General features: G+C 73.6%; 12 protein-coding genes and 2 pseudogenes. 8 read left to right on the forward strand and 6 right to left on the reverse strand.

The genetic code is table 11. The annotated features are described in order from the left end of the window. Positions 1-110: 110 nt before the first annotated feature. Positions 111-1,052: an RNA polymerase sigma-70 factor gene (locus ACSNOC_RS07615; RefSeq protein WP_436746497.1), complete on the forward strand. Its 942-nt coding sequence runs from the start codon at positions 111-113 to the stop codon at positions 1,050-1,052. Between the two features lie 13 nt (positions 1,053-1,065). Here the strand turns inward: ACSNOC_RS07615 and ACSNOC_RS07620 are convergent. Both ACSNOC_RS07620 and ACSNOC_RS07625 read right to left on the reverse strand, forming a co-directional pair. Continuing rightward, positions 1,066-1,461: pseudogene (locus ACSNOC_RS07620) on the reverse strand (M55 family metallopeptidase); the annotation flags it as partial. A 226-nt stretch (positions 1,462-1,687) separates the two neighbouring features. Further along, positions 1,688-2,218: pseudogene (locus tag ACSNOC_RS07625) on the reverse strand (PLP-dependent aminotransferase family protein); the annotation flags it as partial. Positions 2,219-2,540: 322 nt separating this feature from the next. On the opposite strand from ACSNOC_RS07625, the gene ACSNOC_RS07630 reads away from it, so the two are divergent. Both ACSNOC_RS07630 and ACSNOC_RS07635 read left to right on the forward strand, forming a co-directional pair. Further along, entirely contained in the window at positions 2,541-3,104 is a 564-nt protein-coding gene (locus tag ACSNOC_RS07630) for a dihydrofolate reductase family protein (protein ID WP_436746498.1), read from the forward strand. Positions 3,105-3,263: 159 nt separating this feature from the next. Further along, positions 3,264-3,503 (forward strand): GNAT family N-acetyltransferase, encoded by a 240-nt coding sequence (locus tag ACSNOC_RS07635; protein WP_436746499.1) that lies wholly within the window; start codon positions 3,264-3,266, stop codon positions 3,501-3,503. A gap of 300 nt (positions 3,504-3,803) precedes the next feature. Here ACSNOC_RS07635 and ACSNOC_RS07640 read toward each other — a convergent pair whose 3' ends face one another. Next, entirely contained in the window at positions 3,804-4,271 is a 468-nt protein-coding gene (locus tag ACSNOC_RS07640) for a hypothetical protein (RefSeq protein WP_436746500.1), read from the reverse strand. 492 nt (positions 4,272-4,763) lie between these two features. Between ACSNOC_RS07640 and ACSNOC_RS07645 the strand changes: the two genes are divergently transcribed. Continuing rightward, entirely contained in the window at positions 4,764-5,768 is a 1,005-nt protein-coding gene (locus tag ACSNOC_RS07645) for a helix-turn-helix domain-containing protein (protein WP_436746516.1), read from the forward strand. 1,051 nt (positions 5,769-6,819) lie between these two features. Here the strand turns inward: ACSNOC_RS07645 and ACSNOC_RS07650 are convergent. Beyond that, entirely contained in the window at positions 6,820-7,242 is a 423-nt protein-coding gene (locus ACSNOC_RS07650) for a MerR family transcriptional regulator (RefSeq protein WP_436746501.1), read from the reverse strand. 55 nt (positions 7,243-7,297) lie between these two features. Here ACSNOC_RS07650 and ACSNOC_RS07655 point away from each other — a divergent pair, with 55 nt between their 5' ends. Then, positions 7,298-8,269, forward strand: coding sequence for an SDR family NAD(P)-dependent oxidoreductase (locus ACSNOC_RS07655; protein ID WP_436746502.1), 972 nt, complete (start codon positions 7,298-7,300; stop codon positions 8,267-8,269). A 437-nt stretch (positions 8,270-8,706) separates the two neighbouring features. Here ACSNOC_RS07655 and ACSNOC_RS07660 read toward each other — a convergent pair whose 3' ends face one another. Beyond that, entirely contained in the window at positions 8,707-9,306 is a 600-nt protein-coding gene (locus ACSNOC_RS07660) for a DsbA family oxidoreductase (RefSeq protein ID WP_436746503.1), read from the reverse strand. A 48-nt stretch (positions 9,307-9,354) separates the two neighbouring features. Then, complete coding sequence (locus ACSNOC_RS07665; protein ID WP_436746504.1) at positions 9,355-10,062, reverse strand: SDR family NAD(P)-dependent oxidoreductase; 708 nt, start codon at positions 10,060-10,062, stop codon at positions 9,355-9,357. Positions 10,063-10,215: 153 nt separating this feature from the next. Here ACSNOC_RS07665 and ACSNOC_RS07670 point away from each other — a divergent pair, with 153 nt between their 5' ends. The 3 genes from ACSNOC_RS07670 (at position 10,216) to ACSNOC_RS07680 (ending at position 20,675) form a co-directional block, all read left to right on the forward strand. Then, complete coding sequence (locus ACSNOC_RS07670; protein ID WP_436746505.1) at positions 10,216-11,073, forward strand: helix-turn-helix domain-containing protein; 858 nt, start codon at positions 10,216-10,218, stop codon at positions 11,071-11,073. A gap of 1,716 nt (positions 11,074-12,789) precedes the next feature. Beyond that, positions 12,790-19,500 (forward strand): beta-ketoacyl synthase N-terminal-like domain-containing protein, encoded by a 6,711-nt coding sequence (locus tag ACSNOC_RS07675; RefSeq protein WP_436746506.1) that lies wholly within the window; start codon positions 12,790-12,792, stop codon positions 19,498-19,500. Further along, entirely contained in the window at positions 19,497-20,675 is a 1,179-nt protein-coding gene (locus ACSNOC_RS07680; protein ID WP_436746507.1) for an SDR family oxidoreductase, read from the forward strand. Before ACSNOC_RS07675 ends, ACSNOC_RS07680 begins: the two co-directional genes overlap by 4 nt. Positions 20,676-20,679 lie beyond the last annotated feature (4 nt).

Genomic DNA, 20,679 nt, shown 5'->3' on the forward strand with positions numbered 1-20,679 from the left:
GTGACGGCGCGGTCCTGTGACGAGCGCCACCGGTCACAGGTGTCACAGAGCCGGGGGGACCGGCGTCTTGTGCGCGTGGCGCCCCCGAGACGAACAGGCAGGAGCGACCGGTGACGAGCGAACACGGCGAGCGCACCCAGGACACGACCGGACGGCCCGCCGGCGACGGCCGCACGGACCCCGCCACCGAGACGTTCGTCGCCCACCGCAACCTGCTGTTCACCGTCGCCTACGAGATGCTCGGCTCGGCCGCCGACGCGGAGGACGTGATCCAGGAGACCTGGCTGCGGTGGGCGGCTGTCGATCTCGGCACGGTACGGGACCGGCGCGCGTACTTGGTCCGGATCGCCACGCGCCAGGCGCTCACCCGGCTGCGCGCGCTCGGCCGCCGCAGGGAGTCCTACGTCGGCCCCTGGCTGCCCGAACCGCTGCTCACCGCGCCCGACGTCGCCGAGGACGTCGAACTGGCCGACAGCGTCTCGATGGCGATGCTGCTGGTGCTGGAGACGCTCGCGCCGACCGAGCGGGCGGTGTTCGTGCTGCGCGAGGTGTTCGACCTCGGGTACGACGAGATCGCCGAGGCCGTCGACAAGAGCCCCGCCTCGGTCCGCCAGATCGCGCACCGGGCACGGGCGCACGTCGCGGCGCGCCGGCCGCGCGGCGTCGTTTCCCCGACCGAGGCCCGGAAAGCGCTCGACGCGTTCCGGCGGGCGGCCGAAACGGGCGATCTCCAGGGCCTGCTCGACATCCTCGCGCCGGACGTCGTCCTTCTGGGCGACGGCGGCGGAGTCGTCCAGGCCGTCCAGCGGCCCGTCGTGGGTGCCGACAAGGTGGCCCGCCTGCTGGTCGGCGGGCTGGGCAGGATCGCCGCCTTCGCGTCGCTGCGGCCGGCCCAGGTCAACGGCTACCCGGCGCTGATCCTCCGGCTCGGCGGCGCGATCGACACCGTGATGGCGGTGCGCATCGACGACGGCCTCATCACCGGGCTGTACGCCGTGCGCAACCCCGAGAAGCTGTCGCACATGCGGCGCGAGACCACGCTCCGCCGCTGACCCCGCCCGCCGCGGAACGTCCGGCCACGCGCACGTCGAGGATGGCGTCGCTCATCGTGTGCGCCGGCACGGCCGGCCCGCCATCGGCACGAGCGTGGTAGCCGATGAGCAGGACCGCGTCGGTGTGTTCGTCGAGCCCGCCGAGCATGCCCAAGGGGCGCGGCTGCCCACGAACGAGACGCGCCCGTCGGTCGAGGTCCTCCGGCAGCAGGTTGCGGAACGGTCCACGTGCGTCGGCGACCCACACCGTGGCGGAGCGCTCGGCGTCGAGGACGCCGGCGATGACGGCGTTCACCTCGGCCGTCATCAACGCCCGACCGCGCGCGTAGTCGTAGCGGTCCGGATGCGTCTCGGCGGGATGCACGATCCCCGAGATGCCCTCCATGTCGGCGGAGATCAGCACCTTCATGACTCAAGGAGCCTACGTGCGGGGGCCCGTGCCTGTCCGGCGATCGCCCTGCCCGGTGCGTCCCGGACATCTCCGTCCGGCCGCGGAGCCGGCAGCTCCGCAGGAACACCGCGCCAGCAGAACACGTGCTGTGCCCCGGTCCACGCCTGCGATCACCACCGCCGACACGCCGCGCTGGGCGGCCGGCCACCCGGCAACCGGTCCCCAACCCCTCAGGGCAGGACACCTAGTACTCCGGTTCGCCGCCGAGTTGGGGACAGGCTTGGCGGAGCCTGCGGATGCCCTCCTCGACGTGCCCGGTGCCCGGTGTGCTCACGTAGCTCAAACGCAGGTGGGGCCCGGGCGCTTCGGCGGCGAAGCAGGGGCTGCCGGGGGTGACAGCCACCCCTGCGCGCAGGGCGGCAGATACGACGTCGTTCTCGTCGGTGCCCTCGGGCAGCCGCAGCCACAGGTGGTAGCCGCCGCGCGGCTGCCGGTCCGGGACGAGGCGGGGGAGGGCCTGCCGCAGGGTGGCGAGGGCGGCGGTCCTGCGCTCGCGCAGCGCGTCCGCGAGCGCGCGCAGGTGGCGGGGCCAGGCCGGGGAGCCGATGAGTTCGAGCGCCGTCTCCTGCAGCGGCCGTGGAACGAAGAGGCTGTCGATCACCTGGATCGCGCGGAGTCGTTCGTACACGGGGCCGCGCGCGGTGAGGGCGCCGATCCGCAGGCTGGGCGAGGTCGCCCAGGGGAGGACGCGCGGCTGGGCGGCGGCGATGGGCGGCCAGGTTACGGGCGAGGACCTCCACGACCGGGCGCGGGCATCGAGCATGGCGGAATCGGTGACCAACGGGACTTGATCTTGGCAGACCAGTTCCTGCCAGGGGCTTCACGTCTGTCCGCACTCAGGCCACCACTGACCGATCCGTCCGTGGCGCCCGGATCACTCCGCTGCGCGAAGATCATCTCGATGAGAGAACCTGACCGGGGTTGCTCCGATGAAAAGACCTCGTGGGGTGACTCGGCCCGGGGATTCCGCGATCCGCGATGAGTTCTGCGGTGTCCGGCGGTCGTACTGTCGAACCCGGTGTCGAGGAGGGCTTCTGATGCGCAGTGTGACCTATTCGATGAGTGTCTCACTGGACGGCTACATCGTGGGGCCGGACGGCGACTTCGACTGGACGGTGCCGGACGAGGAGGTCTTCCGTTTCTGGATCGACGAGATCCGACAGGTCGGTGTCCACCTGCTGGGCCGGCGGCTGTACGAGACGATGCTGTACTGGGAGACCGCCGAGGAGGATCCCTCGCTCGACGATGCCGCGCGCGAGTGGGCCGCGCTGTGGAAGCCGCTGCCCAAGGTGGTGTTCTCCACCACGCTGTCGGCGGTGCGGGGCCATGCCCGCCTGGCCTCCGGTGGCCTGGCGGAGGAGATCGAGCGGTTGCGGGCCGGACCGGGGGAGGGCGAGATCGCGATCGGCGGCGCGACCCTCGCCGCCGGGGCAGCCGCGTCGGGTCTGATCGACGAGTACCGGGCCATGGTCTACCCGGTGCTGGTCGGCGGCGGCATCCCGTTCTTTCCCCGGCGCGAGCGCCGGGTGGACCTCGAACTCGTCGAGAACCGCACCTTCGGCTCAAGAGTCGTCTACCTCCGCTACCGCGTGGCGCGTTAGCCGGCTCGCCCGCCGAGCCCCGGGAAGAACAGGCCAGTCGGTGACGTCTTCCGAGGACGCGCCGCGGCGGGTCCGCGCTGCCACATCACCCGCGACAACCCGCGGGCGGCGATCGTGAAAGGCCGTCAACGCACCTTCGGCTGCCCGCGACCCGCACTGGTGGGGAAAGGCGACCCTGGGCGCGTTCGAGGAGGTACCGCTCACCTCAGCAGCCTCACCACCCATGAGCCGTACCGCAGACGCGGCTACGCCGAGGCCACTGTGGCCATGTTCCTCGGCACTGTCCGCGAACGCGGCTGCCGAACGGTCACCCTCTACGCCGGCGAGGCGGCCGGCGGCCCGTACGGGAAGCCCGGCTTCGGCCAGTTGACCAACGCGATGATGCTCGTTCCTGACTGACCGGGAGAGAACCGTGGTGGCCGGTAGCCGCGCCGGGGTCGCCGTTGATGTCGTCCACGAGAGCGGGGTACGCGGCGAGTTGCTCTGCCCCCGTACGGCGCGTCGCCCATGACGGTGAGCGTGAGGGGCGCCGCCGCCGGTCAACCGGCGGCGGGGACGGAGACGGCGAGCACCGCGGCGAGCGGCGGGCTGACGAGGAAATGACGGTTCATGACCGGAAGCCTGAGGGGTCCGCGTGTCGCGCCGGTGTCGGACCGCCGAGCCGACGCGGGCCTCGGGGCCGAGGACAGAGGACCGGGCTCAGCGAACCAGCGGCGAGGCACGGGACACGAACGCCTCCAGGGCCTGCTTGGCCTCGGCATCCCGTGCCTGCCGTTCCGCCCGGCCCTGGGAGGTCACCAGGTCCCGCGTGCACTGGTAGGCGTGCTCGGCCGCGAGGACCACCTCGTCGTCATCGGTGAGCAGCTTGACGCGGTAGAGCGCCTGCCGGGCGGCTGTCCGCAGACGATGTGCCTCTTCCCGCGCCGCGGCGAACGCCTCGCCCTCCGGGTCCTCCAGCCTGCGGAACCAGCGGTCCGCCTGACCCCGGCGGTAGTCCTCCACCGCCGCGGCGAACGCGCTGTACGTGGCTATCCGCTCCTGCCGCAGCGCCTCCGACCGCGCGAACAGCTCGCCGCGCTCGGACGCCAGGCGCTGGAAGACATGCGTGATCACGGAACCCAGCAGCGTGCCGACGACCGCGACGACACCCGTCCAGACAGCTTCCATGGGCACCAGTGTCGCCGTACGGTCGCCCGGGCGTGGCGGGGGCAGGTGCGACGCGGCAGGAGAGGGAGCGCGCGGACCGAGGCGGAGCAGGCCCCCTTCTGAGCAGAGTCGGTGGACCCGCAGGTCACGCGGTAGGCCCGGCCGGTGCCGTCCAGCCGCAACGAGCGCGGCAGGTCCTCCACCCGGGCCACCTCGCCGGGGGCGCCGCGGGAGCCGGCAGGCGTCGTGACCGGTGGCCTCGCCGGGGTTGACGAACGTCACGCCGGCGGCTTCTTCGGCGACGACCAGTTCGGCGGTGAACGGCACCGTCCCCCGGTGACCGCCTCCACCCCCCATCAGGACCGGCGCTCCGTGCCGTGCGCCGTACGCGCCGAAGCGCCTCGCCGTCCGGGACGCGGGCGTTCATCGGATGTTGACGCATCCGCGCTACGTTCGCCGTCACGTTCCCGGCCGCGATGCCGTGACCACGGGAGGAAGCCTGACGTGCCCGCGATGCAAACCGTGTTCCGCAGCGAGGACATGCCGGCGGGAGAGCGGTTCGACGCCTTCCGCCAGCTCGCCTCCAGCATCCACGTCCCCATGGAGGTCACCAGTGAACACCCCCACGATTTCCACGCCGTGATCGGCGTCCTGGGCCTGGGCCCCGTCCATCTGTGGCCCACGACCACGCAGCCGGTGGCGTTCCGCCGCACCCCGGAACTCATCCGCCGCTGCGACCCCGAGAACTACCACCTCACGCTCGTCCTGCGCGGCACGGCCGGCGCCGTCAGCGGGAAGGACGAAGTCTCCTACCAGCCCTACGACTTCCACATCACCAGCAGTTCGCAGGCCCGCGACTTCCTGGCCGGCCAGGGGCCGGGCGGATTCCGCGCCACGATCGTCGAACTGCCCAGGGCCTCTCTTCCCCTGCCCACGGGGCTCGCCCAGCGCGTCATGGGGCGGGCCCTGTCCGGCCGCGAGGGCGTCGGCGGCCTCCTCGCGACCTTCCTCACCCGCCTGGCCACGGACGCCGGGACACTCACCCCGCTCACGGCGCCCCGCCTGGGACGCGTCGTGACCGACCTCACCGCCGCCCTGCTCGCCCGGTCTCTCGAAGCCGAACGGTCCCTCGAACCGGACACCCACCACCACGCCCTGGTCCTGCGCGTCCGGCACTTCATCCAGGCACACGTGCGCGACCCGGACCTCTCGCCCGGCACGATCGCCGCCGCCCACCACATCTCCGTCGGTCTCCTGCACAAGCTGTTCCGGTCGGAGAACACCACCGTCACCGCCTTGATCCGGCACCAACGGCTGGAAGGCGCACGCCGCGATCTGGCCGACCCCCTTCTGAGTGCTGTTCCCATCCACACCATCGCGGCGAGCTGGGGCTTTCGCAGCCACGCCGTATTCACCCGCGCCTTCGCCGCCGCCTACGGCGTCCCGCCACGGGACGCCCGCTGCCCGGCCGTGCCGAGGCCGCTCCTCACCTCCCACACCGAGAGGCCCGACTCATGACGGACGGCGCGCGACGGCCGATGTCCTCGCCACCGGTGCCGGCCTCCGGGGCAGGGGCCGGCAGGAGGCCGTGGGCCTGGGCGCGCAGCACTGTGGGGACGCAGTCGCCGGTGCCGAGCTCGGAGTAGATCCGCTCCACGTGCTTGTGCACGGGTCCGAGCCGTTGCACCACAGGATGCGGACCCACTCGTCGCTGTCGCCCCTACACCGCAACGTGCCCCTCGGGGAAGTGTTCACGACGAGGAGGGGTGACGCCCCGTCAGAAGTCCGCGCGATCCCGGATCTCGAAAACTGCAGGGGGACGAGCGTGGTGGCCTTGTCTTCGCAGCTTCCGCGGCGGTACGGGCGCGCCGCCCGGCTGGGGAAGAACCCCAAGCCGGGATCGGGCGTCAGGAGGATCTCGATGTCTCCTCCCTCGCCAGTGATTTCCGTGCCGACGGGCACGCGCCGAGGGCTCGGAGGCGGCGGATCTGCCATCGGCGCGGGTCGCGGCGCGGCTGGGCGGGGAGCGGGTCGAGGCGCTGTCCGAGCGGACGGAGACATCCACGACGTGGGTGAGAACCGGCGAACGCGAGATCTCCTGGGGGGCGGGGGCGTGCGCAGCGTCGTGGTGCTGCTCGTGGACGGGCATCGGAAGACGCTGCCAGCGCCAACAGCTCTCCTTGACCCGCAGTTCGATGAGAAGTACAAGACCATGGTCGACTGGTGGACGTCCCGCCGAGGTGACATGGGCCCGGCGAACGGAGCGTCAGGCTCCACCTGATCCCCGCCGAGCCGGTGCGTGACGATCACGGGTTGGCGGCGCTCTCAGCCCAAGGCTGGGCCGACCGGCTGCCGAACCAGGGACTGCGCCGGGGCCGGCAGCGCGCTCTGCCGCCGTCGGCATTCGAGATACCCGCCCCCTCTCGATAGCAGCCAGGGCCGCCAGGGGGCGGGCTGAGCGCGTGTTCGCCGCGCGCCAACCCCCCTGGCTGAACGCCGTTCTTCGGTGGCTGATGCGTGGCGACCACGACAGCGTGCTCCGCGAAGTACGGAGTGCTTGCCTGTGGTCTCAGGCCGTCGGGTCCCAGAGTCCGTCGGCCTTGCCGCGGGCGAGGTGGTCGGCGTAGACGCTGACTTTCCAGGTGATGACGGACCGGCACTCCTCCAGTGCCTGGATCTGAGCGTCGATGCGCTGACGGTGGGCTTCGAGGAGCTGCAGACGTTCCGTCTCGTTGCCCGGACCATGCCGCACGAGCCCGGCGAACCGCTTGAGGTCAGCCAGCGGCATCCCGGATTCTCGTAGCCTGACGCAGATCAGCAGCCAGTCGACATCGAGCGCGCTGTACCGTCGCCGGCCGCCGGAGGTGCGCTGCACCGGGCCGACGAGCAGGCCCTCGCGCTCGTAGAAGCGCAGAGCGTGGACGCTGAGTCCGGTCTGCTCGGCCACCTCGCCGATGCTCAGTGGCGTTGCAGGAGTCTCGGTGGTTGCCATGCGTCACAGTCTAGGACTTGATCTAGACCTCACTCTAGATCGTAGCTTCGACGGCATGACCAGCACTGATCAGCAGCCGCTCGGCTCGCCCTTTTCCGCGACCAGCACCGCCCAGGACATCACCGCGGGCCTCGACCTGTCCGGCACGAGCGCCGTCGTGACCGGGGGCTACTCCGGACTCGGCCTGGAAACCACCCGCGCCCTCGCGGCCGCCGGAGCCCGCGTCATCGTCCCGGCACGCCGGCCCGGCATCGCCCGCGCCGCGCTCGCGGACGTGAAGGGCTGCGAGGTCATCCCCATGGACCTGACCGACCCTGACAGCGTGCGGGCCGCAGCCGCACACATCCGCGACTCCCTGACCGGGCTCGACCTGCTCATGGCCGTCGCCGGTGTCATGGCCACCCCCGAACGACACGTCGGACCCGGCTGGGAGAGCCAGCTCGCCGCCAACCACTTCGGACACTTCACCCTCGCCTGCGAGCTTTACCCGCTCCTGGCCGCCGCCGGCGGTGCACGCGTCGTGGTCAACAGCTCCGCCGGCCACACCCTGACCGACATCCGCTGGCACGACCCGCACTTTCGTACCGGCTACGACAAGTGGCTGGCCTACGGCCAGGCCAAGACCGCCAACGTCCTCTTCGCCGTGCACCTCGACGCCCTCGGGCAGGCAGACGGCGTCCGGGCTTTCGCGCTCCACCCAGGCAAGATCATCACAGGGCTGCAGCGGGAGATGGCGCTCCAGGAGCAGATCGACCGCGGGTGGGTGGACGAGCACGGCAACGTGATCGGCGCCGGGTTCAAAACGCCCTCCCAGGGCGCCGCCACCGGCCTGTGGGCCGCCACCTCCCCCCTCCTCGACGACCGCGGCGGCCTCTACCTGGAGGACTGCGACATCGCCGGCGTCTCCGCCCCTGATGCGCCCATGGACGACGGCGGCGTCCGCGCCTACGCCATCGACCCCCATGCAGCCGCACGTCTGTGGGACGTGTCCCTCACCGCGACCGGCACCACGCCGATCACCCGATGACGCCACCGCACCGCAACGCCCCACGGACCGTCGAAGGCCCGCGTCGACGCATCGAACGCTGCCGCACCCGCCCGATCGCGCACGTCGCCGCCGAGACGGGCAGGCGCGCGCCGGGGACGCGTGCCCGCTGCGCAGAGGGGCAGGACCAGCAGAGCCTGGCGGCCAGCAGGCCGAAGAACCGAACTGGACAGATCGATCACCCATGCGGCGGCAGACCCGGCGCAGAGGCGGCGTTCCCCCGGAAAGGGGCGATGGGGCGCCGACGGAAGCGGATCGCCAGCAACCCCGGTGTGCCCGCCACGGTCCGGCTCTCCGCCGGCTGCCGAGCGAGTCTCACCCGTGCGGAATCTCCCTCGCCGGGCGCGCGCGTCGTTGCCCGTGGATTCGGGAGGGCAGCAAGGCGCCGGATGTTGTGGCGGGGCCCGCGGGGTGGGGCCTCAGCCGCGTAGTGCGGCGAGGACGTCGCTCTCGCGCACCTCCCCGGACAGGGTGGAGCCGCCCGTGAAGCGGAACACCGGCGGGGCCGGGAGGTCGAGTGCGCGCACGCGGGCGAGTTCGGCGCGCACTGCCTCCGCGCCGCCGCCGGTGACCGTGACGCCTGTCTCGGCGGCGAGCGAGGCGAGCGTGCTGGTGTCCGCGATGTTCAGTCCGTCCGTGAAGTAGGCGCGGAACAGCCGCCCGGCCATCTCCTCGCCCCTGCCCTGTGCGGACGCCTCTGCGGCGATCCGGTGCGCGTCGAAGGTATTGGTGAACACCGCCCGTCGGAAGTCGAGCGCGAGGCCGTCGTCCGCACCGAAAGAGGTGTCGGTGGCGAGCCGGGTCGCGACGGCTTCGCCGCGCTCGCGCGCCCAGACGGCGATAAGCGGCTCACCGGCGGGTGACGCCTCCGGCCGGAGCTGGAAGGGACGTATCACGGTCTCGGCCGTGCCGCCGTCCGCGCGGTACCGGCGGAGGGCCCGGGTGAACCGGGTGAAGCCGATGTAGCAGTGGACGCAGACGAAGTCGAGGACGACCTCGACGCGATGCGGGGTGTTCATGACCGGGCTCCCAGAAGTGAGTGGGTACGAGGGTGTGTTGCCGATGCGTCACCAGGGCATCGGCCCACGAGCCGTGAAATAGCCGCCGGTCGGCCCGTCGGGTCCGATCATGGCCATGCGGACGATGATGTCGGCGCCCTCCTCGACGGTCTGGGCGCCCGTGCGCCCGTTGAGGTCGGTGGCGGTGTGGCCGGGGTCGACGGCGTTGATGCGCATTGCCGGGAGGGCCCGCGCATACAGGGTGCTGATCATGTTCAGGGCGGTCTTGGAGGAGTTGTACGGCAGTGAGGAGACCCAGAGGGGGACGAACGAGGCGTGGGCGGCCGGGTCGGCCGCGACGGCCAGCGAGCCCAGGCCGCTGCTGACGTTCACCACGGTCGGCGACGCGCTGAGGTGCAGCAGGGGCAGAAAGGTCCGCGTGACGCGCACCGCGCCGAAGACGTTGGTGTCGTAGACCGCGAGCATGTCCGCGGCTGTGATCTCCTCGGCCGGACGCAAGGGGCCGACGACGCCGGCATTGTTGACCAGGACGTCCAGGCGCCCGGCCCGCTCCCGGACATGAGCGGCGGCCTCGCGCACCGAGTCGTCGTCGGTGACGTCGAGGAGGAGGCAGTGGGCGCCGACCGACCGGGCGGCGTCCGCGCCGCGGCGGGTGTCGCGGGCCCCCAGATACACGGTGTGCCCCTCCCGGATCAGGCGGCGGGCGGTCTCCAGGCCGAGGCCCCTGGTGGCCCCGGTGATGAGGGTCGTCGTCATGCCGGCCAGTCTCGCCATTTCGCGGCAGGCCCGGGAGTCCCCTGTTCTTCCTGGTACAGCCAGTACCACTCCCGCGTGCCGCAGCGAGCCGATACTGGGGCCATGAGCGCGCACGGCAGGAGCGGTAGGCACCCACGGCGGCGGAGTGGCGACTTGGGCGAGGCGCTGCGCCGCTGGCGTGACCGCGTGCCTCCCGCCGCGGTCGGGCTTCCCGAGGGACGGGCCCGCCGGACGCCCGGGTTGCGGCGCGAGGAGCTGGCTCTGCTGGCGGGCATCTCCGCCGAGTACGTGATCCGCCTGGAGCAGGGCCGGGCAACGTCCCCGTCGGCTCAGGTACTCAGAGCCCTCGCACGGGCATTGCGGCTGTCGGAGGCCGAACGTTCGCATCTGTTCCTGCTGGCGGGGCAGCCCGAGCCCGCGAGCGGCCAGCTGTGGGGCCGGCTCACACCGGGCGTACGGCGGCTGCTCGACCAGATGGCGGGCACACCCGTCGGTGTTTACGACGCGGCCTGGACACTCATCGCCTGGAACCGCCTCTACGTCGCTGTGACGGGCGACCCGTCCGCACGCGCGGCTCGGCACCGCAACCTCGTCTGGCGGCACTTCGTCGGCCCGCCCGGCCGTGTGGCCCACACCGCCCAGCAGCGGACCCGCTTCGAAACCGCGATTGTCTCCGATCTGCGGGCCGCACGCGCCCGTTACCCCGCGGAAGCGGCCCTGCACAGCCTCGTCGCCGACCTCCGTGACACCAGCCCGCGCTTCGCCACCCTGTGGGACACCCAGGAGGTGAGCGGCCATGGCCTGCATACCAAGACCATCCACCACCCCGATGCCGGGCCGCTCCACCTCGACTGCGACATCCTCACCGAGCCCGGCGGCAACCTGCGCATCGTGATCCTCACCGCGGCACCGGGCAGCGCCGCGGTCGGCAAACTCGAACTGCTCAACGCCATCGGCACCCAGCAGATACCCGAACCGCGCCACGAAACGCACCGGGTGACCGAGAGCTGACCGACACCGGTGGCCGCCCGTTCGACGTCGGTGGGCAGGGTGTGGCCGGGGTGGTCGGCGAAGCCGTAGAGGCCGAGGGCGATCCCCGGTCCTGGGCACCGGGCCGCCGCCGTCCTCATCCGGACACGACGCTGATCAAGGAATCGGAAAACAGAGCCTGCTGCGGAACCGTCACGCACCAGTCGGTGGCCTGTCGGGCTGCCGTCGAGGCAGGCCGTAGGCCATGCCGCACCGGCACATCAGGTGCCTGACGCGGCTTCTGCGACACGCTTTGAGTACCACACGCCGGCCGCATGCCCGGGGCGCGTCCCGAGGAGTGGCCGACGCGCTGGTCGCGGGGCGGGCCGGTGGTGTGCGTGCCGGAGGGCTCGGCCCGGCGGCGGATCGGCCGGGTGCATCCGGTCGTGGAGCTCCTTGCCGGGCGTGAACCGGCCGTCCGCCGTGGCGCTGGTCTCCGGATTGTCGGTCCGGATGTCGGGGGCGGCCTGGTCGAGGACGGGGAGCGCCTCGCCCCGGGGGCCCGGACACTGCCTGTGGCCTGAGTCCACCCTGTCTGTGAATGGCTGATCTGGCGATTCTGGAGATCAGCAGTGGATCGTGACCCTGGGTACAACCTGAGAGGTCGTGCACTCATTGAAATACTTGGTGACATGACCGAGCGCGAAATTGCTGAGGAAGCCTTTTCCTCAGTCGGTTGCAAGGTGGCAAAGAGATTGGTGTGCCGACGCTTCTCGGTATAGATGTAGGTATTTTTACGTTGTCGATGTCGGAGTCTCCGTTGCGCCGCGTGCGGTGCGTGCGGAGGTTCGACGCGTCCTGGAAGGGTTCGGGGACGCTCGATCCCTGGACCTTGTGGTGCATGAGCCGGGAAGCTCAGGATTCCAACGGGCGCTGAATTCGGTAACTGGTGCGGGTATGACTGAAGAGGAGGTAGAGGCATCGCTCCGTCTCCCCGGATTGCGGGGAAGGAATTGGCGGAGAAGGGAGATCGGGGCACGTCAGCTCATTTCGAGGTCGGCGGCCAGCACCGACGCAACATCTGACCGCCCCCACCCTTCCCGTCCGCCGACGCGCGCCCCCACGATCCCGCCGACGTGGGCGGGCACAGCGGCGCGCGGTACGGCGCGGGCCTGCCCGCCACCCCTGGGGGCCGACCCCGGGGGGTGAGACCCGTTCGGCCATGATCCGCATCTCGCTGAACGTTTCTCCGGGGGCTGATGGTGCGTGGCCTTCGGTCCGTGAGGGTCCGATGGGAGCGTGTGGACCAGCGGGGACTGACTGTTGCTCCGTACGGAGCTCTGCGGCTCACGCCACGAGGAGTGGACTTGCCGGCCGGGCGCGGTACGCGGTTCGCGCTCGTCCGGTCGAGGGCGGCACCTCGCCGCCCGCTTCAACACAGTTGCGCCTTCAACGAATCTGCCGGGCCAGGGGTGCTGCGGCGAAACGCCTGCGGCTGGCCTACTGGACTCCGCATCAGACAGATCCGTTGAGGAGTCAATCTGTGCATCAGTCAGAGCTACACGCCCTATTTCACGGTGGCCCGACAGATCTCACCGACCAGCGGCGGCTGACCGCCCGACGCGGCGGTGACCGCGTGCTGGTTCCGTTCCGCAACGGTGACGAGCATGTCGAGGACACCGACGGCCGGGGACATCGCGCGCTACGAGTGGTCCTGCCGGACCCGAGTCGCCCAGTGAGCCGACGGGAGCGACGTCAATGACAACACAGCATCACGTCACGCCGGAGGGGGCAGGTGCCGCTCCGGTCGCCATCATCGGTCTCGCCGGGCGCTTCCCGGGCGCCGATTCGGTGGCGGACCTGTGGCGGCTCCAGGTCGCCGGCGGCGAGGCGGTCACCGAGGCGCCCGCCGACCGGCCGTGGTTCCACGACTTGTACGATTCCCGGCTCTCCGCGCCCGGCAAGGTCGCCTCCACCCGGGCCGGGTTCCTCACCGGCCTCGACCTGTTCGACGCCGGGTTCTTCGAGATGTCCCCGCGCGAAGCCGACCGGGCCGACCCGCAGTTGCGGCTGCTGCTGGAAGCGGCGTACGAGACGCTGGAGGACGCGGGCCTCCCCGCCGACCGGGTGGCGGGCACTGCCACCGGAGTCTTCGTCGGGGCCTGCGAACGGGACTACTGGCTGCGCCAGGTGGACGATCTGGAGGATCTGGACTTCTACTCGGAGTCCGGCTCGGCCACGGGCGGACCGCTGTCCGGTCGGCTGTCCTACACGTTCGACCTTCGCGGCCCCTCGATGACGCTGGACACCGCGTGCTCCTCGTCGCTGACCGCGATCCACCTGGCCTGCCGGGCCCTTCAGAGCGGAGACTGCGAACTCGCCCTGGCGGGTGGCGTCAACGTCATCCTCACCCCGCACAATCAGGTCGTCTTCAACCGCGCCGGGGTCCACTCCCCCGACGGCCGCTGCAAGTTCGGCGACGCGGCGGCCGACGGCTTCGTGCGCGGCGAGGCGGTGGGGCTGGCCCTGCTGAAGCCCCTGGAACGGGCGGCGGCCGACGGGGACCGGATCCGCGCCGTCATCGCCGGCGGCGCGGTCCTCCATCAGGGCTTCACCGGCAGCGGCATGCCCACGCCCAGTGCCGCCGCCCAGATCCGCATGCTGCGGGCCGCCCACGCCGCCGCGGGTACGGACGCGCGGCGCGTCGCTTTCGTCGAGGCGCACGGCACGGGCACCCGGCTGGGCGACCGGGCCGAACTGACGGCCCTCTGCGAGGTCTTCGGCCCCCGTCCGGAGGGCGACGAACCGTGCCTGGTCACCACCGCGAAGACGGCCGTCGGCCACTGCGAGTCCGCGTCCGGGATCGTCGGTCTGGCCACGGCCGTGATGTGCCTGGAACGGCGCACCGTACCCGGCAACCCCCGCCTCACCCGGCTCAATCCGGCCATCGACTGGGACCGCGCTCCGCTGGCACTGCCGCGCGAACCGGTCCGGCTGCCCGGCGACGGGCCTCCGCTCGTCGCCGGGGTCAACAGCTTCGGCGCCACGGGAACCAACGCGCATCTCGTCCTGGAGTCCTGGCAGCCCTCCGAGGCGCCCGCCCCGCCCCCGCCCGGCCGCGCCGAGGTGCTCGCCCTCTCCGCCCGCACGGCCGACGCCCTGCGCGAACTGGCCCACGCCTACGCCGAGTCGCTGGACACAGGGGCCGGCGACGGCCCGCCGCCGGCCCTGGCCGCCGTCTGCGCGGGCGCCACCGGCCGCCGTTCCTTCGAGCACCGGCTCGCGGTCGTCGCCGCCGGCTCCGGGGACATGGCCCGCTCCTTGCGCGACGTCGCCGCCGGGCGACCGACCGGTCCCGCCGCGCGCCTCAGCCCCGCGAAGCCCGCCGGGAACAGCCCGCGGGTCGTCTTCGTCTTCCCGGGCCAGGGATCGCAGTGGGCCGGGATGGGACGCGAACTGCTCACCGGCTGCGAACCCTTCCGGGCCGCGCTGGAGGCGTGCGACAAGATCCTCGCCGAGCGCCTCGACTGGTCCCTGATCACGGCGGTCCAGGAGGGCGACGACGGGTGGACCGGCGTGACACGCCTGGTCCAGCCCGCGCTGTGGGCCATGGGCGTGGCACTGGCGCGCACCTGGGAGGCGTGGGGCGTCACACCCGACGCGGTGATCGGCCAGAGCCAGGGCGAGATCGCCGCCGCGCACATCGCGGGGGCCATCGGCCTGGCCGACGCGGGCGCCCTGATCTGTGAACGCGCCGCGCTGACCACCAGGTTGAGCCCGCCAGGAGCGATGGCCCGGGTCGATCTGCCGGAGGACGAAGCCCGTGAGCTGGCCGCCCGCGCGGGCGGCGGCGCCACCGTGGCCGTGGTCAACAGCCCGGGCTCCACGGTACTGGCGGGCACGCCCGGCGCCATCGACGCCGTCGAGCGGGAGTGCGCCCGGCGCGGCGTGGACTGCCTGCGGATCAAGGTGGACTACGCGGCGCACAGCCCCGCCGTCGATCCGGTGCGCGGCCCGCTGCTGCGGGAGCTGCGCGACCTCGCGCCCGGCCCGACCGCCGTGCCGTTCGTCTCGGCCATCACCGGGCGGGAGTCGGAGGGCAGCACGCTCGACGCCGGCTACTGGTGGCGCAACCTGCGTGAACCGGTGCGGCTGGGCGACGCGATCCGCTCCCGGCTCGGCGCCGGGCAGGGCGCCGGGCCCGTGACGTTCCTCCAGATGGCGCCGCACCCCGTGCTGACCACGGTGATAGAGGAGAACGCCCACGCCGCCGGCGCGCCGGACACGCTGATCCTGCCGTCGCTGCGCCGCGAGGCCCCGGAACGCGCCACCATGCTCGGTTCCCTGGCCGCGCTGTACGCGGCAGGGCACGAGGTGGACAGGGCGGCGGTCTACGGAAACGAGCCGCGCCACCTCGACCTGCCCCACTATCCCTGGCAGCGTGAACACCATTGGCACCAGGCCGCCACCTGCCCCTGGCCGCCGGTCGGGACGCGCCCGGGCGCGCGCGACGCACCGGAGGAGGACGCGGGACACGACGCGCGGAAGGAGCCGGCGGAGGGGGCGGCGGGTGCGGAGCCGGCCGAGCACGCCTGGCTCCCGGCCACCGGCACGCCGGCCGGGCCCGGCACCCACCACTGGACCGTCCCCCTGGACCCGGAACGCCATGGCTTCCTCCTGGACCACCGCGTCGCCGGACAGCCCCTCGTCCCCGGCGCCGCCTTCCTGGAACTGGCGCTGGCCACCGCGGGCCGGCTCCTGCCCGGCTCCGCCCCCCGGGTGCGGGGCGTGGTGTTCCGCGAGCCGATGCTGCTGTCGGACGACGGGCCGTGGGATCAGCGGCTCCGGGTATCCGCCGAGCGGGACGGCACCGACTGGCGGCTCGCCGTCAGCGGCCGGTCGGGGAACGGCGCATGGACGGTGCACGCCGAGGCCGCCCTCTCCCGGCGGGACGACGGCGGCGCGGACGACACGGAGACGCCCGAGGAGATCCGGCGGCGCTGCCCGCGCTGGCAGGCGGGCGAGGCCTTCTACCGGGCCCAGGCGCACGGCGGCAACACCTGGCGCGGCGCGTTCCGTTCCGTCGCCGAACTGCACACCGGGGACGGCGAGGCACTGGCCCGGATCCGTCCCGCGCCACCCGGCGCGTTCGTCCTCCACCCGGCCGCGCTCGACGCCTGCCTGCAGACGGCCGTCGCAGCGCTGCCCGGGGGCGCGGCGGCGGACGCCGGTTCCCGGGGCGCGGTCCTGACGGCCGTCGACCGGCTCCAGGTGGTGCGACCGGGGGCGACCGGCCCGCTGTGGTGCCACGCCCGGCACGTCCCGGCCGGGAGCGGCGACGACGACACCGGGGTGCGGGTGGACCTCACGGTCTACGACCAGGCCGGTGCCCTCGTCGCCCGCGCGACCGGGGTGCGCGCCCGGCGCCTCGCGCCGCGCCCCACGGCCCCGGCGGACCGGCCCGCCGCCCCCGTCGCCGGATACGTGCTGCGCTGGCGCGAGGTGCCGGAGCCGCCCGGCAGGGGCCCGGGCGACGACGGCTCCGGGGTATGGGTGCTGCTCGGCGACGGCACCGACCGCGATGCCCGGCTCGCCGCCGCACTGCGGGCGCGCGGGCGGACCGCCGTCGTCGCTCCGGCAGGCGGCGACCAGGAGGAGGCCGTGGCACGCGCGGTGCGCGAAGCGGCGGGGAACGACCGGGTGCGAGCGGTGGTGATTCCGCCGCCGGCCGGCGGCCCGGACCCGGGGGCGACGGCCCGCGAGGTCCAGTGGACGGCCGCGGACCTGTGCGTCCGGGCCGTCACCGTGGCCCGCGCGGCGCGGAGTCTCGCCGGCCTCGACCGGGACGGCGCCCCGGCGCTCTTCTTCGTCACGCGCGGCGCCCAGACCGTCCGCGACGCCGACGGCTGCCCGTCCCCCTGGCAGGCCGCCCTCTGGGGCCTCGGCCCGGTCGTCGGCCGGGAGGCGGGGCTGCGGACCACGCTCATCGACCTGCCCGCCGACCCGGAGCCCGGCGAGCCCGAGGCACTGGCCGGGCTGCTGCTCTCTCCCGGCGCCGAGGACCGGCTCGCGCTGCGCGGCGGGCGGCGCCACATCCTCCGCCTGCTCGCGGCCGGCCCGGCCGCCGGGCCGGCACCGGCGCGGCCCGCCCGGCCGGACGGGCGGCCGGTCACGCTCGCGCTCCGCACCGAGGAGGGCATCGACCGCCTGGCGCTCACCCCCGCACCGCGGCCCGGCCCCGGCCCCGGCCAGGTGGAGGTCCAGGTGTCGCACGTGGGCCTCAACTACCACGACGTCCTGGCCGCGGCCGGGGCCCTGACCGGCGAGGGACACCGATTCCCCGACCTCGGCGCCGAATGCGCCGGCACCGTCAGCCGCGTCGGCCGCGGCGTCACGTCCGTCCGGCCGGGCGACGCGGTGCTGGCCCTGGCCTACCCCGCGGCGCGCGCTCATGTGACCGTCGATCAGCATCTGGTGGTGCGACGGCCCGGCCGTCTGACCATGGCCGAGGCCGCCGCCGTTCCCGGCGCGTACGGCACCGCCTACCACGCCCTGGTGGAGCTGGCCCGGCTGCGCGAGGGCGAGCGGGTGCTGATCCACTCGGCCACCGGCGGCGTCGGTATGGCCGCGCTGCACCTGGCGCGCGCCCGGGGGGCCGTCGTGTACGCGACGGCGGGCACCGAGTCGAAGCGGGACCTACTGCTGAAGCTCGGCGCCGCCCGGGTCGCGGACTCCCGCGACACCCGCTTCGCCGAGGCGTTCCGTGCCGCGCCGGACGGCGGGGGAGGGGACGGGGGCGGCGTCGACGTCGTGCTGAACACGCTGGTCGGCGACGCCATCGAGGCCAACTTCTCCCTGCTCCGTCCCTTCGGCCGCTACATCGACCTGTCGAAGAACGCGATCGATCAGGGACGGCCCCTGTCGATGGGCGTGTTCGCCCAGGGACGCTCCTACCAGGCGGTGGACCTGCTCGCGATGCTGAGCCGGCCGACGTGGGTCGGCGCACTGCTGCGCGACGTGATCGGGCTGCTGGACCGCGGCGAACTGCCGCCGCCCCTGTGCCGGATCTTCCCCGTCGAGGAGGCCCGGGAGGCGTTCTCCCTGATGGCGCGCTCCGGGCATGTCGGCAAGGTCGTGCTGGCGTTCCCCACCGAGGAGGACCGCGTCCCGTCCGGGCCGGACGACGGCGGGGTCCCGCTCCGTCCGGACCGCACCTATCTGGTCACCGGCGGGCTCGGCGGCGTGGGCGGGCTGGTCGCCGAGTGGCTCGTCGCCGGCGGGGCCCGGCACCTGCTCCTCACCGGCCGCAGTCCCCTGGACACGGCCGGCGGGAACGAGGCCGGCGGGGACGAACGGAGCCGGTCGCTGGACCGGCTGCGGGCCTCCGGCGCGGAGGTCGAGTACGCGGCCGTCGACGTCGCGGACGAGGAGGCGATGGCGGGCCTGCTGCGGCGCAGGGCAGACGCGGGGGTGCCGCCGGTGGCGGGTGTCGTGCACTCCGCCGCCGTCCTGGACCCGGCCGGGACCGAGGAACTGTCGGAGCGGCGGATCGACGGCACCCTGCGGCCCAAGGTCGCCGGGGGCTGGGTGCTGCACCGCCTGTTCGCGGATCAGCCCCTGGACTTCTTCGTCCTGTTCTCCTCGGCCGTGTCCCTGCTCGGCGGCCTGACCGTCGGCCATCAGCTCGGTGCCTACGCGGCGGGGAACGCGTTCCTCGACGCGCTCGCCGAGCACCGCCGCGCCGCCGGACTGCCGTGCACTGTCGTCAACTGGGGCTACTGGGCCCGGGTCGGGCTGGCCGCCCGGCTCAGTGAGCGGAGCGGGCACGAGGTGCGGCCCACGGGGGTGGGTGCCATCGAACCGGAGAACGCTCCCGCCCTCTTCGCCGCGATGCTGGCCGCCGACCGGCGGATGATCCACATGCCGGCCGACTGGCGCGCCTACCTGGCGGCGTACCCGGCGGACTCCGGCGCACCCCTGCTCGCGGACCTGACCGGCCCCGCGCCCGCCGGGGCCACACCCGCGGCGGCCGGCCCGCCGGGCGGCGGCTCCCGGGACGAGCGGCGCGTCCCCGGCGGCCCGGAGGGCCCCGGGAACCCGGGGCGCCCGGAGCACGGAGGGCCGGGTGACGAACCGGGCGGCTCCGGCCCCGCCGCGCAGGTCCCGGAGGACGACGTCCCCGGCACCGCCGCGCCGGTGGCGGAGATGTCGCCACGGGAACTGGAGGAGTATCTGGTCGCCCAGGTGGCGGATGTGCTGGGGTTGCCCGCCGGGCGCCTGGACCGGGAACGGCCGCCGCAGCGCCTCGGTCTGGACTCCCTGATGGCCACCCAGGTGCGCAACCGCCTCCGCCGCGACCTCGGCCGGGAGGTGAAGGTCTCCCAGCTCCTGGACGCCCCTGACCTGCGCTCCCTGGCCGCCGAACTCGCGGCCGCGGGCCCGGGGACCGGCGCGGGGGAGAGGCCGTGACGGCCCGCCGGGCCGACCCCTGGCGGGCCCGGTCGGTGCTGCTGACCGGCGCCACCGGCCATCTCGGTGGCGAGGTGTGCGCGCGGCTCATGGCGCGCACACCGGCCTCGGTGCACTGCCTGGTGCGCGCCGCCGACGAGGCCGCCGCCCGGGACCGGCTGTCCCGGCGGCTCGCCGTCGTCGGCGGCGGCCACCGGCCGGAGTATCCGCCGGCCGGGCGCGAACGGCTCGTCGCGATCCCCGGCGACCTGGAACACCCCACCCTGGGTCTGTCCCGGCGGGGCTACGACGTGCTCGCCGAAACGGTCGACACCGTCCTCCACTGCGCCGCGTCGGTGAGCCTCGGTGCCGACCCGGCGCGGCTGGAGGGGCCGAACATCGTCGCCACCCGCAACCTCATCGCCCTCGGCCGTCGCCGTGCCGCGCTGACCGGAGCGCCGCCCGCGTTCCACTACGTGTCCACGCTTGCTGCCCTGGCCGGTGCGCGGACGGCGGGACTGGCCGAGGTGGACGAGACCGTGGCCGCCGTGCCCGAACTGGCCGGCGACGTGGCCTACGCCCGCAGCAAGGCCATCGCCGAGACGGAGGTGCGCGCCGTCGCCGACGCCGGGCTGCCGGTGACCATCCTGCGCCCCGGGCTCGTCGCCCCGCACTCCGCCGGCGGCCGCCCGTCCCTGACCGACCCGCTGGCGCCACTGCTGCGTGCCGCCGTCGCCATGGGCGCGGTGCCGGACGACACCGGGGGCGTGCCGGCGGACATGGTGGACGTGGTCGCGGACGCGATCGTCGCCCTCATGGGCCGGGCCGACGCCGCGGGCCGCACCTTCCACCTGGCGCGGCCGGAGCCCCTTCGGCTCACCGACGTCTTCGACGCCTTGCGCCGCGCGGGGCACCGGCTCGACACGGTTTCCACGGCGGCGTGGTGGGAGTGCGTCGAGCGGAACGCGGACCGGCCCGAGGTGCTTCCGGTCACCGCCATGCCGGAGGCGATCGGCTACGCGGCGGCTCTCGACCGCGCGCGGCGGCTTCCCCGGTACCGCTCGGACGCGACCTGGGCGGTGCTGGCCGGGGCCGGCGTCCAGGCACCGCCGATGGACGCCGCGTACCTGGACCGGGTGGTGGAAGCCGTCTTCCCCGGCGGCCCGGCCCGTCCCGGGCGCCCCGGCACGGGCTGAACGG

The organism is Streptomyces sp. URMC 129 (assembly GCF_051386415.1).
GTDB lineage: Bacteria > Actinomycetota > Actinomycetes > Streptomycetales > Streptomycetaceae > Streptomyces.